Genomic DNA, 14,196 nt, shown 5'->3' with positions numbered 1-14,196 from the left:
CCATCTTGGCCTCCTGGCTTTAATGGCGGTGTATTTTACAGAAAATCGTATTTCTTGGGTTTACGTACAGAGCCTAGAGCAACGGAGTGGGACAATCCACAGATCCTGTGGATAAGTCAGTGGACAACCCCCTTTTGCCCTCGTCAAACCCCCACAGGGCGGGGGTCAGGGTCAAACTGACGATTTTTTCACCAATTAAAAAAAACGATGTTTTTCATTGACTTAAATTTGCGAAACAGGCTAAGCGCCTGCGTGGCTTTCTGCCTGCAGTGCGTTTATATGACGCACTGCAAATGTGCACAAGTTCACACTCAGCAGCAGGAATGGACTCAAAACGTACTGAAATCTGTAGGACTGCGACCCCACTGGGTTCGTCATTCAAAGGCGTTCGCTAACCCTTGTACCCCTGCCCTATCGAGTGGCATTTTGACAAAAACCGACTAACGGCTCACGGCCGCACTTCAGCAGGCACAGAAAGTATTTTGGCTAGCACAGTTGCGTTTATTTTTTCAAGCCGTTAGTATCCGCAGCGTTAGTACCAAGCTGAAAGTCAATTCGGGCCGAACAAATCCCCCAGCCACCTTCCCTAAAGAGAAGCCACGCTGATACACACGGGATCGACCCCCTCGATGGTTTCCAGGTAAATCTTGCGACGATACGGCCTTTGAACAAACACAAAGGGTATCGCCAAGCGCTTTTACTCTGACAGAACCAACCTGCCAATTGATCAGGATCTTCACCCCGAGCACGGAACCTTAGCTCTTGTTGTGATTGCCTGCCCTCCTAAGTACCTACCTGCCAGCCCAAGCGCCACATACTTAAATGCGCTCCAACTGGCGGCTTTGTTCCAGTCAGGTTCTTCGTCACGCCAAAGATGGCTCGACGTCACTGGAACGTTTTAACGTTGCACGGATCATATCCGTGTCATTTGCAGGAACACCTAATAACTATGTCTACTCAAATCCATACTCAGGATGCCATTCGCACCCTAACCAACGCCTTCGCTCCTATGAACTGCCTGATTATGGCCGCTCGCAAAGGCTGCTTTAGCTTCACACTGGTCAACGAACACGGCATCGCACGTCACAGCGAACGCCTGTACCCGGATCAATATTCCAGCGCAGAACCCCTGCAAGCTGTGATTGACCGGACACGTCAGGCATTGATCGCCTGACAACGCGCCCAGCGTCTATACAACAAGCCCTGCTCCAATAGTGGGGCTTTTTGTTGTCTTGAATTTAAGAAATATACCGCATTATTTAATTACTTGCGGGTATATAGCTACAGCCTAGATGCTGCAAATGTTTTAAAAACAGTCCGTTACAGCAAAGATATGACACTACACTTCAACTCAAGCGGTTCATTCCGCTTCCGGCGAACCCTACCGACTCATCGCTGCCAAGCGCCTGGGTGTAGCCGGCCAATTTCAGGCTTCGAGGTTGCCATGGGTATTGCTGCCAGGGAGTTGAGACTTTACGTGATCCGGCCAACGCTTCTTTATTTAGGCATGAACAATCCTGATGCAGAGGCGTTGTTGCTGGGCATTGCTGCAAGTCAGTCCAACTTGGGCTCCGCACTCCACGACCGACGCGGGCATGGTCTTTACAGTATTCGTGAACCTCGACACGCCGCGCTGTGGGATGACTACCTCGCACATGACCCGGATCTGGCAAGCCTTGTAAGGGGGCTCGCCAGTCAACACGCTTTTTTATGCAGTCCTCACCTCGAGCTAACTGTAAATTTGCGTTACGCCACCGCAATCGCATGGATGTTGATTGAAGAGCAAAAAGCCATCATCCCGAAAACCAACGATGTAGTGGGCATGGCCAAAGTTTGGCGCCAAGTCTTTGAGCCACAAGGACGTTTACGTGACTTCGCTCATGCTTGGCGCATCTGCGTTACACATCTCAACCAGGTGGCCTGAGATTTCCAACCGCCTTAACAACTAGAAAAAGACCTAAAACCGGTAGGATTGTCCTACAAAACAACGCTATCTCCTGCGATTTGGCCTATAGCGCTTAAACAAAAATGTTGGTAGCTTTCCACCCGGTGATCAAAAGGAGTTCTAATAATGAAAAAAGTAATGCTCAAGACCACACTTAGCCTCGCCGTCACTTTGGCTTCCAGCCAGATTTTCGCCAGTGGCTTCGCCCTCAACGAACAAAGCGTCAGCGGTATGGGGACCGGTTTCGCAGGTCGTTCGTCTCAAGCGGATGATGCAAGCACCGTATTTGGTAACCCTGCCGGTATGTCCCGCCTACAAGGTCAGCAAGTGACCGGTGGCGTTGCAGTCATTGACGCAACAACCGATATCAAAGATGCGCGAGGTAATGCCCGGGGAACCAACAAAGGTGACATGGTTCCCTTCACCGGTGTTCCAATGGGTTTCTACACGAACCGCATCAATGATCAGTGGGCTGTAGGTTTCGGTGTATACGCGCCCTTTGGCCTCGCCACTGAATATGAAAAAAGCTTCCAGGGTCGCGCTTTCGGCAGTACTAGCGACGTTGCAGTTGTCACCTTCCAACCGACCGTCAGCTACGCGTTCAATGACAAGGTGTCGATCGGTTTCGGTCCAACCATCAACCGCATTGCCGGCAAACTGGAATCCGATCTTGCATTGGTACCAGGAACACCTGAAGCCCATGTAAAGATCAAAGGTGATGACACCGCTCTGGGATGGAACGCCGGTATTTTGGTGCAAGCCACTGACACTACCCGTGTCGGCCTGACCTACCACTCCAAAGTCAGCTACAAGCTCAAAGGCCACACCGACATTGAAGCGGGCGCGGGTACTCCGCCTCAATTGCTGAAAAGCAACCGCTATGATGCTTCGTTGTCGATCGACACCCCTGAATCCTGGGATCTGTCCGTCACACAAGACCTGTCTGATGCTTGGAAAGTCTATGCCGGTTCTACCTGGACACGTTGGAGCCGCCTGAAAGACATAACCGTTAAAAACGAAGGCGTTACGGTTGCCAACGCAGGTCCGGGCGGCGCTCAGGCGTTCACCACCATCAAAGAAGAGCAAAACTGGCATGACACTTGGGCTTACGCCATCGGTACGTCTTATCAGTTGAACAAACAGTGGATTGTGCGTACCGGTCTGACATGGGACCAGTCGCCTACCAACAACACCAACCGTTCGCCACGTATTCCTACCGGTGACCGGACAATCTTCAGCCTGGGTGCTGGCTACGCAATCACTGACGACCTGACTATTGACGTGGCTTACTCTTACCTCAAAGAAGAGTCCGTGAAAGTCAACGACGCGAAGGGCATCAACCGTTACAGCGCCAAATATGAAAACAGCGCAAACGGCTTTGCAGTGGGTGCAACCTACAAGTTCTAATTCGCGACGAACCTCACGGTTCATCTGCTGAATTAAAAAATCCCCGCCTCGGTGACGAGCGCGGGGATTTTTTATTGGCCGTTAATCAGGGTTTTGAAGCAATGGCCTTTTCGATCGCCTCGATCAGCTCCGGACTGTCGGGCTTTGTCAGGCTGGAAAAGTTGGCAATCACATTGCCCTGACGGTCCACCACGTATTTATAGAAGTTCCACTTTGGCGCGCTGCTTTGCTCAGCCAGCACTTTGAAGAGGTGCGTTGCATCTGCCCCACGAACTTTCTGCGGATTGGTCATGGTGAACGTCACGCCGTAGTTCACGTAACACACCTTGGCAGTCTCTTCCCCATCCTTGGCCTCTTGCTTGAAGTCATCCGAGGGCACGCCAATCAGCTCAAGCCCCTGATCCTTATAGCGTTGATTCAACGCTTCAAGCCCTTTGAATTGGGGCGCGAACCCGCAGAAACTTGCGGTATTGACAATGACCAGCGGCTTTCCGGCAAAGCGTTGGCACAAGTCGATGGACTCTTTTGATCGCAACTTGGGCAACGAACCTTCGAGCAGCGGCGGGCATTGTGCCGCCCAAACAGGTCCTGCACACGCCAACAACAGTACGGGCATCGCAATCCAGCGCTTGAGCATCATTGGTGTCCTTTTAAAAAATACAGGCCCTGAACTTACGCGCCCGGCCCATGAACTAGCAAGTAGCCATGCCCAGTTGCAGCAACGCCAGTCCACCCTGATGCCAGCCCCACCATGCCAGAGCGATAAGGGCCGACCCCGCACCCAAGCCACCCAGCCAGATCCAGGTTGAACTCACACCCCACGCTCCTGCAATTGCAAACGCGCAACGGGCCGCTCGCGCACCGGTAAATTAAGGGCCGCCGCCAACAGGCTCAAAACAATCGAAACCTGCCAGATCAAGTCATAACTCCCGGTTTGATCGTAGACCACACCGCCGAGCCAGCCACCCAAAAATGCCCCCAACTGGTGGAACAGAAAAACGATGCCGCCCAGCATCGACAGGTTACGCACACCAAACAGTGTCGCTACCGTACCGTTGGTCAGGGGCACCGTCGACAGCCACAAAAAACCCATGGCCATACCGAACAAGTAAGCACTGAACTGCGTAACCGGCGCCCACAAGAACAGCACGATGACCACCGCCCGCGCTAAATAGAGGCCGGTCAACAAGCGTGGCTTGGACATCCGCCCGCCCAGCCAACCTGCCGTGTAGGTGCCAAAGATATTGAACAGACCGATCAGTGCCAGCACAGACGTACCGACAGTCGCAGGCAGATGCTGATCAACCAGATAGGCCGGCAAATGAATGCCGATAAAGACCACCTGAAAACCGCAGACGAAAAAACCAAAGGCCAAAAGCCAGAACCCCGAGTGGCTGCACGCCTCGTGCAACGCTTGTTTGAGGGTCTGTTCGCCGCCCAGTGCGGGCATGGGGCGATCTTTGAGCATGCTCACCAGCGGCACGATCAGCGCAACCAACAGGCCTAACACCAATAAGGCCGTTGACCAACCGAGCCAGCCGATCAGCCCCAGCGTGCCAGGCAGCATGGCGAACTGCCCGAAGGAACCTGCTGCGCTGGCGATCCCCATGCCCATGCTGCGCTTTTCAGGCGGCAAGGCACGCCCTACGACACCGAGGATCACGGAGAACGAAGTGCCCGACAGGCCAATCCCGATCAGCAGCCCTGCGCTCAATGACAGCGACAGCGGCGAATCGGACATCCCCATCATGACCAGACCCACCGCGTATAGCACGCCGCCGACGATCACGACCTTGGCCGCGCCAAACCGGTCCGCCAGCGCCCCGGTGAAAGGCTGCGCCAAGCCCCAAATCAAATTTTGCAAAGCGATAGCGAACGCAAAGACTTCTCGGCCCCAGCCGAACTGCGCACTCATCGGCGGCAGAAACAGGCCGAAGCCATGCCTCACGCCCAAGGACAGCGCCAAGATCAGCGCGCTGCCCAGCAAGACCCAACCGCTATTACGCCACACCGTTGTCATTTTTATTCTCCGGGAGCGGGTATAAACCCTTTGAAGACACGCGACTTACCCTTAGTCAGTGCCTGCCAATTCGTTCAACAGTTCTAAAAGTTGGGCGCGTCGCGCGTCACCCAAGCGGTCCATCAAGCGTTGCTGCGCGCGCTCCCACGCGGGCAGGGCCGCAGCAAGACGCTCATTACCCGCCTCGGTCAGGCACACCAGTCGGTTACGCTGATCAGCGCCTTCAGAGAGCTTCACCAACCCCATCCCCTCAAGCACCCGCAAATTGCGGCCCAGCGTGCTGCGGTCCAGCCCCATCGCTTCGGCAAGGCTGGAAATGCTCGGTCGGTCCATACGCTTGAGGTTGCAGAGCAGTGAATACTGGGCAACGTTGATCCCCAAGCCATCCAGGGCGCCGTCGTAATGCCTGCTGACGCCACGCGCCGCACGCCGCAGGTTGGTGCATAAACACTGGGTTGGTAACATTTTGTATGTATATACCCGCAATAAAAGAGTTACAAGAATAAAACCTTAGCCGCTGTGGAAGCCTAAGCCAGCCCGAAATACGCCGCGACTGCCCCGGCGGCTCATTCCCGTTCAAAACGGTGGCTACCCGATCAGGGCCAGACCGACCAATACCCACACCTCAAGCAACTCCAGTAGCGCGCCGGCGGTATCGCCGGTGGTGCCGCCCAATCGACGCATCATCATTCGGCGCAACCACGCAAACCCGATGATGGCCAAGACCAGCGACCACACGCCACTCATCCCCCCCAGCAGCACACCAACCAACGCGCTGACGCCCAGCACCCACCAGCCTGTCGAGCGCGGCAAATGATCGGCCAGCGCCTGCCCCAGCCCACCGGCGCGCACATAAGGTGTGGTCAAAAACACACCCAGCAACGCACTGCGCCCGATCAGCGGCACAATCAGCAACGCCACGTACTGTTGCTGCTCGATCATCGCCAGCAAGGCAGAGAACTTAAGCAGCAGCACCAACACCAAGACCACCACGGCAATCGGGCCGCTGCGTGGGTCTTTCATGATGGTCAGCGTGCGCTCGCGATCACCAAACCCGCCCAACCACGCATCAGCGCTGTCCGCCAGGCCGTCCAGGTGCAACCCGCCGCTGAACAGCACCCACACCGTTAGCAGCAGGGCGGCATGTAACATGAGCGGCGCGCCTGACAAGCACACGTTCACGCCCCACAAAACAGCGCCCAACAGCAGGCCCACCAGCGGGTAATACAGGAGCGAACGGCCGGTTTCCCGAGGTGACGGCATACCGGGCAACCGCACCGGCAAACTGCTCAAAAATTGCAAGGCAATCCAGAACGGCCCCCTCATGCGCTCACCTCATGCAACTCACCCTCAGCGCTCACTTGCACGTGCAGCAAGGCGCCGTGGGGCACCGCGACGTTCAGCAACTGTTCGCGGGGCAAGCCGCGAGCTTGAGCCAATAACCGTTTGATCACACCACCGTGGCAAACCACCAGCACTTTTTGACCCGCGTACTGGTGTTGCAGCCGCAGAACCGCTGCCATCACACGCTCGGCAAACTCCAGCACCGGCTCCCCTTCAGGCGGGGTAAAGGCATACGGGTCTGACCAGAACAAGCCCAACGCCTCAGCATCGGTTTCCATTAAGGCCGCCGCGCTCTGCCCTTCCCACACGCCAAAGTGCAACTCCTGAAGATCCTTGTCGAGGGTCAACGGCAGGTCCAGGGACGCAGCCAGATCCTGCGCAAACAGGCGGCAGCGCTGTAATGGCGAGCTGACAATCCGCTCCCACGGCCCCTGTCCCTGAACCGCCTCGCGCATTTGCGACCAGCCCAGTTCGGTCAGCGCATCGTCCAGACTGCCGCGCAGGCCACCGCCCAGTTCGGTTTCCCCATGGCGCAACAGGTCCAGGCGCACAATCATGCCGGGCGATCCGCCACGGCTGCTTCGGCAAACGTCGCCATTTGCCCATGCAGGTCACAGGCCAGCCGCAGCAACGGCACCGCCAGTGCCGCCCCGCTGCCTTCGCCCAGCCGTAGGCCAAGATCAAGCAGAGGCTCTGCTGCGAGGCTCTCGAGCACGTGACGATGCCCCTGTTCGGCTCCGCGATGGCTGAAGACCATCCATTGACGGCACTCGGGATTCAAACGCACGGCAACCATCGCCGCGACCGTACAGATAAAGCCATCCACCAACGCCACAAGCCCTTCTTGGGCGCAGGCCACATACGCGCCCGCCAGCGCGGCGATTTCAAAACCACCGAGACGGAATAACGTTTGCAGCGGATCGTCCAGCCAGCCAGCATGGAACGCCAACGCCTGCTCAATTACCCGTGCTTTGTGGCTGACGCCCGCAGCGTCCAGCCCTGTACCGGGGCCCGTCAACAACGATGCCGGGCATTGAAGCAACGCGCTGGCCACCGCACTGGCGGAGGCGGTGTTGCCAATACCCATTTCGCCGCCGATAAACAGTTCCCCACCGTCCTCACGGGCCCGTATCACGCTGTCGCGCCCTGCTTGCAAGGCCTTCAGGCCTTGTGCGTCCGTCATGGCCGGCCCCGTGGCGAAGTTCGCCGTGCCCGCCCCCAATTGCAAATGACGGACACCCGCCAGATCGAGCATCGGCGTGACCGTCCCCAGGTCAACCACGTCCAGTTGCGCGCCCAATTGCCGTGCCAGCACACTGATCGCCGCACCGCCACTGACAAAATTGTGCAGCATTTGCCCGGTCACGGCTTGTGGGTACGCTGAAACACCCTCGGCCACCACCCCGTGATCTCCGGCGAAAAGGGCGATCCATAACTGATCGACACGCGGTTTGACCCGCCCTTGCAGCCCGGCCAGTTGAATCGCCAGGGTTTCGAGCTGCCCCAGTGAACCAGCAGGTTTGGTCAATTGCTGTTGACGCTCGGCAGCTGCCTTTTGTACGTCACGGTCAAGGGATTTACACGGGCGCAGCCACCACGGCGTGTTCATAAGGCAGTTCCTTTCAACGTCAGGGGCAAGCCTGCGACGGTCAACACAACCCGCTCACAGCGCTCGGCCAAAGCTTGATGCAGCCAACCGGCTTCATCGACATAACGGCGCGTCAACTCGCCCAGCGGCACGACACCCATTCCGGTTTCATTGCTGACAAAAATGATCTCTCCCGGCAGCGCTGTCAGGCACGCCAGCAAGGCATCACGCTCAGCGATCAGGCGTTGCGGGTCTTCGAGCATCAACAGGTTGGTCAACCACAACGTCAAGCAGTCCACCAGCAGGCATGTATCGGCACGGGCACTTTCGCGCAGCACGCGGGCCAATGCCAACGGCTCTTCAATCAACCCCCAATCGGCAGGACGCCGCTCGCGGTGGTGACGAACACGGTCATTCATCTCCAGGTCAAGCGGTTGGCTGGTGGCGATGTAGGTCACCGCGCACCCCGAGCCGGCTGCCAGCGTTTCTGCCAGACGGCTCTTACCCGAACGGGCACCGCCCAAAATCAGTTGCAGCATGTTCATGAACCTCTAAAAAATCAGCCTGCGGCAGCGATCACCGGGTTATTCAAGCCCGCACAGCTGGCGCAAGCGGTCGGTGTCCAAATGGTTTTCCACCAGATCAGCCAACCGCTCAATATCGCGCTCACGCAGCGCGTGGTAGTCCACAGACTGGACGTTGCGCAGGCCGGCCCAGCGCAGCAGGGCACTGCACGCTGCGGGCGACTCGAACAGGCCATGCACGTAAGTCCCGATGATTTGCCCGTCTGCGCTAAGCGCGCCATCGCATCGGCCGTCTTCGAGCCGCACCGCGGGCTGTTCAAGGGCTGGCCCGCTGGTTACCCCGGCGTGAATCTCATAACCACTGACCTCGGCGTTTTCCAGCGCAAGCCGCCCGCGGACATTACGCAGTTGTTTTTCAGCTTCCAGCTGCGTGCTAAACGCCAACAGGCCCAGCCCGTCGCTGGAACCCGGCGCGTCTTCGAGGCCCAGCGGGTCGTGTACCTGTTCGCCAAGCATTTGCAAGCCACCGCAAATCCCCAACACCCGGCCGCCATAGCGCAAATGCCGCTCAATGACCGCGTCCCAGCCATTGGCGCGCAGGTAGTCCAAGTCACTGCGCACGCTTTTGGAACCCGGCAGGATGATCAGGTCGGCGGCTGGAATCGACTGGCCCGGCCCGACAAACTGCACATCCACTTGGGGATGCAAACGCAGCGGGTCAAAATCGGTGTGGTTGCTGATGCGCGGCAGCACCGGCACCACCACCTTCAGCACATGCCCCTCTTTACTGATCTGACGCTGATCGATGCCGTCTTCGGCTTCAAGGTGCAGGTCCATCACATAAGGAAGCACTCCGATCACCGGCTTGCCCGTCCGTTGCTCCAGCCAGTCGAGCCCCGGTTGCAGCAATGCGATATCGCCGCGAAAACGGTTAATGATAAAACCCTGAACCCGTGCCTGTTCGCTTTCCGACAGCAGTTCGAGGGTGCCGACCAAATGGGCGAAAACGCCGCCGCGATTGATGTCGGCAATCAGAATCACCGGGCAATCCACCGCTTCGGCAAAGCCCATGTTGGCAATGTCGCCTGCGCGTAAATTGATCTCGGCCGGCGACCCCGCGCCTTCGACCATCACCACGGGATAGGCCGCACTCAGACGTGCATGGGAGGCCAGCACAGCCTCCATCGCGATGGTTTTGTAATCGTGATAAGCCACCGCGTTCATGCTGGTCACGGCACGCCCGTGAATGATCACTTGCGAGCCGGTGTCGCTGTTGGGTTTGAGCAATACCGGGTTCATGTCGGTGTGCGGCGCCAGCCCGGCAGCCTGCGCCTGAACGGCCTGGGCGCGACCGATCTCGCCGCCCTCAGCTGTCACCGCACTGTTGAGCGCCATGTTCTGCGGCTTGAAAGGCACCACACGCACGCCTTGACGGGTCAACCAACGGCACAACGCCGTTACCAATGTACTTTTGCCCGCATCGGACGTGGTGCCTTGCACCATCAACGTGCTCATGGGATTTCCTTGGTGTAAGCCTGCAAAGCCAGGTCCAGCTTCAGCCAATGGGCCTCCTCGGCGGGAAGGCCAAAACGCAGGCTGCTGTTATGGGCAAACAGGCGCAGGAGTATGCCGCGCCGGGCCATGAAGTCGTAGAGGTGCTCAGCGTGCGGGGTGATCAGCCACTGAAACAGTGCACAGCCGCCCTGTGCAGGCAACCCGTACTGACTGAGCATCGCCACCAGACGCTGGCTGGCCTGCTCGCTGCGCTGGCGTTGCCGGGCATGCGCCTCGGTGTCGAGCAGGCACGCTTGCCCCAGCACCCGCGTCGGTCCGCTGACAGCCCACGGGCCGACGTGCTCAGCGAGCAACTTGAGCAGCTTGAGTTCCGCCAGCACAAAGCCAAGACGCACCCCCGCCAGCCCGAAAAACTTGCCGAACGAACGCAGCACAATCAGGCCGGTACGCTGGCTCTGCGGCGCCAGGCTCAACTCAGGGGTGTTGTCCATGAACGCTTCGTCCACCACCAGCCAGCCGCCGCGCTGTACCAGGCGCGCATGCCAGTCCAGCAACCGTTCGGGTGACAGGCTCAGGCCCGTCGGATTATTGGGGTTGACCACCACCAGCACGTCCAGCGTGTCGAGATAAAAATCGACTTCCTGCTCCAGGATTTCGCGCACGATGTGCCCGTTGCGGCGCCAGGCCTCTGCATGCTCGGCATAACACGGCGACAGCACGCCGACCTTGCCACTGCGACGCAGACGGGGCAGCAACTGGATCGCACATTGCGAACCCGGCACAGGCAAGACTTCAGGGGCGCCGTAATAGCTGCACGCGGCCTGTTCAAGACCGTCATCGGTTTCGGGCAAGCGCGCCCAGGCCCGCTCGGGAATAACAGGGATTGTGAAGGGCCAGGGCGCCAGACCGCTGGACAGGTCCAGCCAGTCAGCTTCGGCAATCCCGTATTGCAGGGCTGCCTGTCGCAAACGTCCACCGTGCTCAAGCATAAAACTCACTCCCGACACACAGAATCAGCAGCCACAGCCACACGCCACGCTGCACCAATTGCCAGCCGCGCCCGATGGAATCGGCGTCGGCGGGCGGGCCTTCACCCAACTGCGGGCGCTCGTGCAATTCACCGTGGTAAATCGCCGGGCCACCCAGTGCGACCCCCAGCGCGCCAGCACCGGCCGCCATGACCGGGCCCGCGTTGGGGCTGTCCCAGTGCGGCGCCTGCGTTCGCCAACACTGCATGGCGAGCCGAGTTTTGCCCAGCAGTGCGTAGGTCAGGGCGACCAGACGCGCAGGCACGTAGTTAAGCAAATCGTCGATGCGCGCAGCAGCCCAGCCAAAACGTTCGAACCGTTCAGTGCGATAGCCCCACATGGCATCGAGGGTATTACTCAAACGATAGAGCACCACGCCGGGAGCACCCGCCACGACAAACCAGAAAATCGCTGCAAACACCGCGTCGCTGCCGTTTTCCAGCACCGACTCGGTGGCGGCCCGCGCCACTTCGGTCGAGTCCAGTTCGCTGGTCTGGCGGCTGACCAGATAACCCACACGGGTGCGGGCGTGATCCAGATCCTGACTGCGCAACGCCTCAGCCACAGGTTGCACGTGTTCGCCAAGGCTGCGCATGCCCAGCGCGCAATACAGCGCCAGAATGTCCACCAGCCAACCGATATAAGGCAGCCATGACAACGCCGTGGCCAAAATCGTCAACGGAATCACGGCCAACACCCAAGCGGTCACGCCGTGACTGCGCCAGCCACGTCCACCGGAATTAAAACGCTGTTCGATGCGGTCTGCCATACGGCCGAACGCAACCAGCGGATGCCAGCGTTTGGGCTCACCCAGCAATGCGTCCAACGCCACCCCGGCGACGCACAGCAACGCCACACTCATGGGCTCACCCCCCAATAGTTCTCGTACACCAATTCGTTGAGAGGACGCGCCTGCGCCCACCCTTCCAGCACCAGCATAGGCGCCGGATAAAACGCCTCGACCGGCCCCAGGCACAACACCGCCAACGGTTTTGCGCCGGCAGGCAGGCCCAGCAGATCCGCCAGTGCTTGCGGCTCGAACAACGACACCCAGCCCATGCCCAACCCTTCAACCCGGGCCGCCAGCCACAGGTTTTGAATGGCACAGGACAACGACGCCATGTCCATCTCCGGCAACGTGCGGCGCCCGAAAATATGCTTCTCGCGATCGTCCATTAATGCGGCAACCAGCACTTCGGCGCAGTCGTTGATGCCTTCGACCTTAAGGGTCATGAATTCATCAGAACGCTCGCCCAGCGCTTGGGCGGTGCGTACACGCTCCTCTTCCACCAGCGCCTGAACCTTGGCGCGCAGTTCACGGTTGGTGATGCGGATAAACCGCCACGGCTGCATCAAACCCACGCTGGGGGCTTGGTGCGCCGCTTCGAGCAAGCGGGCCAGCAGTTCGGGGGCGACCGTTCCCCCACTGAAATGGCGCATATCGCGGCGCTCGGCGATGGCGCGATACACCGCTGCGCGCTCTTGGGAACTGAATGCGTTGTCGCTCATGGCACCTTCACAGCACAGGGCGCGAACAGCGCAGCCACGGCCTTGGGATTGGAGGGAAAGTAAAAGTGCACATAAGACGCCGTCATACGGCCTTCGCGATACACCGCTTCGGCACCGCGCCCCCCGTTAGGGCTCAGGCCGCGGGCAATGGGTTGCAGCTCAGTGCTGGTCAGCGAGTGGTGATAGGTATGACCGCGCAGCAGGCCTTCGGGCATGTCAACAGCTTGCAACGCCAGTGCCGCGAGACGCTTTTGCATGGTTGCCTCCCCCGCCAGCACGCCCACCAATTCAGCACGCTGGCCGTCGACATCCGTCAAGGCATCGAGCAGGTACAGCATGCCGCCACACTCCGCCAGTAACGGCTTGCCTGCAGCGTGGTGAGCGCGAATCGCGTCGAGCATCGCGTGGTTACGCGACAGCTCAAGGTGATGCAACTCCGGGTAGCCTCCCGGCAAATACAGGCTGTGCGCCGCAGGAAGCTGCGTGTCGCGGATCGGCGAAAAGAACAGCAGCTCAGCGCCCATGTCGCGCAGTAAAGCCAAGCTCGCGCCGTATGTAAAAGCGAACGCTTCATCCCGCGCCACGGCAATCCGGACGCCCGCCAACAATGGCTCGACCTTTACCGGCTCGGGCGCCGCGAACTCAACAGCGGGTGGCAGCGCTACCTCGCAGGTGCTGGCGAGGGCGTCGGCGGCCGCATCCAGGCGTGCGTCCAGGTCATTCAACTCGCTGGCCTGCACCAGCCCCAAGTGACGACTGGGCAATTCGATGCCGGTTTCCCGGGACAGCGCGCCATACCAGCGCAACCCTTCGGTCAAACTGCCTTCAAGCAATTGCGCGTGACGCACCGTACCCACCCGATTGGCCAACACCCCGGCAAAGGGCAGGTCCGGCTGATACCGCGCAAGCCCTAGCGCCAAGGCGCCGAAGGTTTGAGCCATTGCGGTGCCATCAATCACGCCCAGTACCGGCACCCCGAAGTGACGCGCCAGGTCAGCGCTGGACGGCGTGCCATCAAACAGCCCCATCACCCCTTCAATGAGGATCAGGTCTGCCTCACCCGCGGCGTCCCACAGCAGACGTCGACTTTCCTGCGCGCCCACCATCCACAAATCGACCTGATACACCGGCGCACCGCTGGCACGCTCCAGAATCATCGGGTCGAGGAAATCCGGGCCACATTTAAACACCCGCACCTTGCGCCCCTGATTGCGGTGCAGTCGGGCCAAAGCGGCGGTAACGGTGGTCTTGCCCTGACCGGAAGCCGGCGCGGCGATCAACACCGCCGGGCAATGACGCGACTCTCTCATGCTTGA

16 protein-coding genes are annotated in these 14,196 nt (G+C 59.2%); 3 read left to right on the top strand and 13 right to left on the bottom strand.

The genetic code is table 11. From position 1 onward, the window contains the following. Positions 1–949 precede the first annotated feature (949 nt). The 3 genes from CJF39_RS18525 to CJF39_RS18515 all read left to right on the top strand — a co-directional run bounded on the left by CJF39_RS18525 (position 950) and on the right by CJF39_RS18515 (position 3,352). Complete coding sequence (locus CJF39_RS18525; RefSeq protein WP_034156218.1) at positions 950–1,174, top strand: hypothetical protein; 225 nt, start codon at positions 950–952, stop codon at positions 1,172–1,174. A gap of 270 nt (positions 1,175–1,444) precedes the next feature. Continuing rightward, positions 1,445–1,924 (top strand): hypothetical protein, encoded by a 480-nt coding sequence (locus CJF39_RS18520; protein ID WP_094994746.1) that lies wholly within the window; start codon positions 1,445–1,447, stop codon positions 1,922–1,924. 147 nt (positions 1,925–2,071) lie between these two features. Further along, the gene (locus CJF39_RS18515) at positions 2,072–3,352 is read left to right on the top strand and encodes an OmpP1/FadL family transporter (RefSeq protein WP_094994745.1); all 1,281 of its coding nucleotides are present in this window, start codon (positions 2,072–2,074) and stop codon (positions 3,350–3,352) included. An 85-nt stretch (positions 3,353–3,437) separates the two neighbouring features. On the opposite strand, the gene CJF39_RS18510 is transcribed toward CJF39_RS18515, so the two are convergent. From CJF39_RS18510 to CJF39_RS18455, 13 genes are all read right to left on the bottom strand, one after another. Next, entirely contained in the window at positions 3,438–3,989 is a 552-nt protein-coding gene (locus CJF39_RS18510) for a glutathione peroxidase (RefSeq protein WP_094994744.1), read from the bottom strand. Between the two features lie 55 nt (positions 3,990–4,044). Continuing rightward, complete coding sequence (locus tag CJF39_RS23515; protein WP_262373569.1) at positions 4,045–4,167, bottom strand: hypothetical protein; 123 nt, start codon at positions 4,165–4,167, stop codon at positions 4,045–4,047. Next, on the bottom strand, positions 4,164–5,372 hold the full coding sequence (locus tag CJF39_RS18505) for an MFS transporter (RefSeq protein WP_094994743.1): 1,209 nt from the start codon (positions 5,370–5,372) through the stop codon (positions 4,164–4,166). Before CJF39_RS18505 ends, CJF39_RS23515 begins: the two co-directional genes overlap by 4 nt. Before the next feature lie 51 nt (positions 5,373–5,423). Further along, entirely contained in the window at positions 5,424–5,837 is a 414-nt protein-coding gene (locus CJF39_RS18500) for a MarR family winged helix-turn-helix transcriptional regulator (RefSeq protein WP_094994742.1), read from the bottom strand. A 123-nt stretch (positions 5,838–5,960) separates the two neighbouring features. Continuing rightward, positions 5,961–6,698 (bottom strand): adenosylcobinamide-GDP ribazoletransferase, encoded by a 738-nt coding sequence (locus CJF39_RS18495; RefSeq protein WP_094994741.1) that lies wholly within the window; start codon positions 6,696–6,698, stop codon positions 5,961–5,963. Continuing rightward, positions 6,695–7,273 carry an alpha-ribazole phosphatase family protein gene (cobC, locus tag CJF39_RS18490; protein WP_094994740.1) on the bottom strand — a complete coding sequence of 193 codons (579 nt, stop codon included), beginning with the start codon at positions 7,271–7,273 and terminating at the stop codon, positions 6,695–6,697. Before cobC ends, CJF39_RS18495 begins: the two co-directional genes overlap by 4 nt. After that, entirely contained in the window at positions 7,270–8,325 is a 1,056-nt protein-coding gene (cobT, locus tag CJF39_RS18485; protein ID WP_094994739.1) for a nicotinate-nucleotide--dimethylbenzimidazole phosphoribosyltransferase, read from the bottom strand. The genes cobC and cobT overlap by 4 nt, the downstream gene beginning before the upstream one ends. Then, positions 8,322–8,843 carry a bifunctional adenosylcobinamide kinase/adenosylcobinamide-phosphate guanylyltransferase gene (cobU, locus tag CJF39_RS18480; RefSeq protein ID WP_094994749.1) on the bottom strand — a complete coding sequence of 174 codons (522 nt, stop codon included), beginning with the start codon at positions 8,841–8,843 and terminating at the stop codon, positions 8,322–8,324. The genes cobT and cobU overlap by 4 nt, the downstream gene beginning before the upstream one ends. A 45-nt stretch (positions 8,844–8,888) precedes the next feature. Further along, entirely contained in the window at positions 8,889–10,343 is a 1,455-nt protein-coding gene (locus CJF39_RS18475) for a cobyric acid synthase (protein ID WP_094994738.1), read from the bottom strand. Further along, positions 10,340–11,332: a threonine-phosphate decarboxylase CobD gene (gene cobD, locus CJF39_RS18470; protein ID WP_094994737.1), complete on the bottom strand. Its 993-nt coding sequence runs from the start codon at positions 11,330–11,332 to the stop codon at positions 10,340–10,342. The genes CJF39_RS18475 and cobD overlap by 4 nt, the downstream gene beginning before the upstream one ends. After that, a complete protein-coding gene (cbiB, locus tag CJF39_RS18465; protein ID WP_094994736.1) occupies positions 11,325–12,233 on the bottom strand; it encodes an adenosylcobinamide-phosphate synthase CbiB in 909 nt (302 codons plus the stop codon). Before cbiB ends, cobD begins: the two co-directional genes overlap by 8 nt. Next, positions 12,230–12,880, bottom strand: a complete 651-nt coding sequence (gene bluB / locus CJF39_RS18460; RefSeq protein ID WP_094994735.1) for a 5,6-dimethylbenzimidazole synthase — start codon at positions 12,878–12,880, stop codon at positions 12,230–12,232. The genes cbiB and bluB overlap by 4 nt, the downstream gene beginning before the upstream one ends. Next, positions 12,877–14,190: a cobyrinate a,c-diamide synthase gene (locus CJF39_RS18455; protein ID WP_094994734.1), complete on the bottom strand. Its 1,314-nt coding sequence runs from the start codon at positions 14,188–14,190 to the stop codon at positions 12,877–12,879. Before CJF39_RS18455 ends, bluB begins: the two co-directional genes overlap by 4 nt. Between the last annotated feature and the right edge of the window lie 6 nt (positions 14,191–14,196).

Origin of the sequence: Pseudomonas lundensis (genome assembly GCF_002269125.1) — a bacterium.
Classification (GTDB): domain Bacteria; phylum Pseudomonadota; class Gammaproteobacteria; order Pseudomonadales; family Pseudomonadaceae; genus Aquipseudomonas; species Aquipseudomonas lundensis_A.
Note: the sequence above shows the minus strand (reverse complement) of the source record. Positions and strands in the feature narration are given on the sequence as shown.

Bases quoted from the DNA above. Each gene is read 5' to 3' on its own strand.
- cobT (WP_094994739.1), bottom strand. From the start codon at position 8,325: ATGAACACGCCGTGGTGGCTGCGCCCGTGTAAATCCCTTGACCGTGAC.
- CJF39_RS18505 (WP_094994743.1), bottom strand. From the start codon at position 5,372: ATGACAACGGTGTGGCGTAATAGCGGTTGGGTCTTGCTGGGCAGCGCG.
- CJF39_RS18525 (WP_034156218.1), top strand. From the start codon at position 950: ATGTCTACTCAAATCCATACTCAGGATGCCATTCGCACCCTAACCAAC.
- CJF39_RS18510 (WP_094994744.1), bottom strand. From the start codon at position 3,989: ATGCTCAAGCGCTGGATTGCGATGCCCGTACTGTTGTTGGCGTGTGCA.
- CJF39_RS18515 (WP_094994745.1), top strand. From the start codon at position 2,072: ATGAAAAAAGTAATGCTCAAGACCACACTTAGCCTCGCCGTCACTTTG.
- CJF39_RS18520 (WP_094994746.1), top strand. From the start codon at position 1,445: ATGGGTATTGCTGCCAGGGAGTTGAGACTTTACGTGATCCGGCCAACG.
- cobU (WP_094994749.1), bottom strand. From the start codon at position 8,843: ATGCTGCAACTGATTTTGGGCGGTGCCCGTTCGGGTAAGAGCCGTCTG.
- CJF39_RS18495 (WP_094994741.1), bottom strand. From the start codon at position 6,698: ATGAGGGGGCCGTTCTGGATTGCCTTGCAATTTTTGAGCAGTTTGCCG.
- bluB (WP_094994735.1), bottom strand. From the start codon at position 12,880: ATGAGCGACAACGCATTCAGTTCCCAAGAGCGCGCAGCGGTGTATCGC.
- cbiB (WP_094994736.1), bottom strand. From the start codon at position 12,233: ATGAGTGTGGCGTTGCTGTGCGTCGCCGGGGTGGCGTTGGACGCATTG.
- cobC (WP_094994740.1), bottom strand. From the start codon at position 7,273: ATGATTGTGCGCCTGGACCTGTTGCGCCATGGGGAAACCGAACTGGGC.
- CJF39_RS18475 (WP_094994738.1), bottom strand. From the start codon at position 10,343: ATGAGCACGTTGATGGTGCAAGGCACCACGTCCGATGCGGGCAAAAGT.
- CJF39_RS18455 (WP_094994734.1), bottom strand. From the start codon at position 14,190: ATGAGAGAGTCGCGTCATTGCCCGGCGGTGTTGATCGCCGCGCCGGCT.
- cobD (WP_094994737.1), bottom strand. From the start codon at position 11,332: ATGCTTGAGCACGGTGGACGTTTGCGACAGGCAGCCCTGCAATACGGG.
- CJF39_RS18500 (WP_094994742.1), bottom strand. From the start codon at position 5,837: ATGTTACCAACCCAGTGTTTATGCACCAACCTGCGGCGTGCGGCGCGT.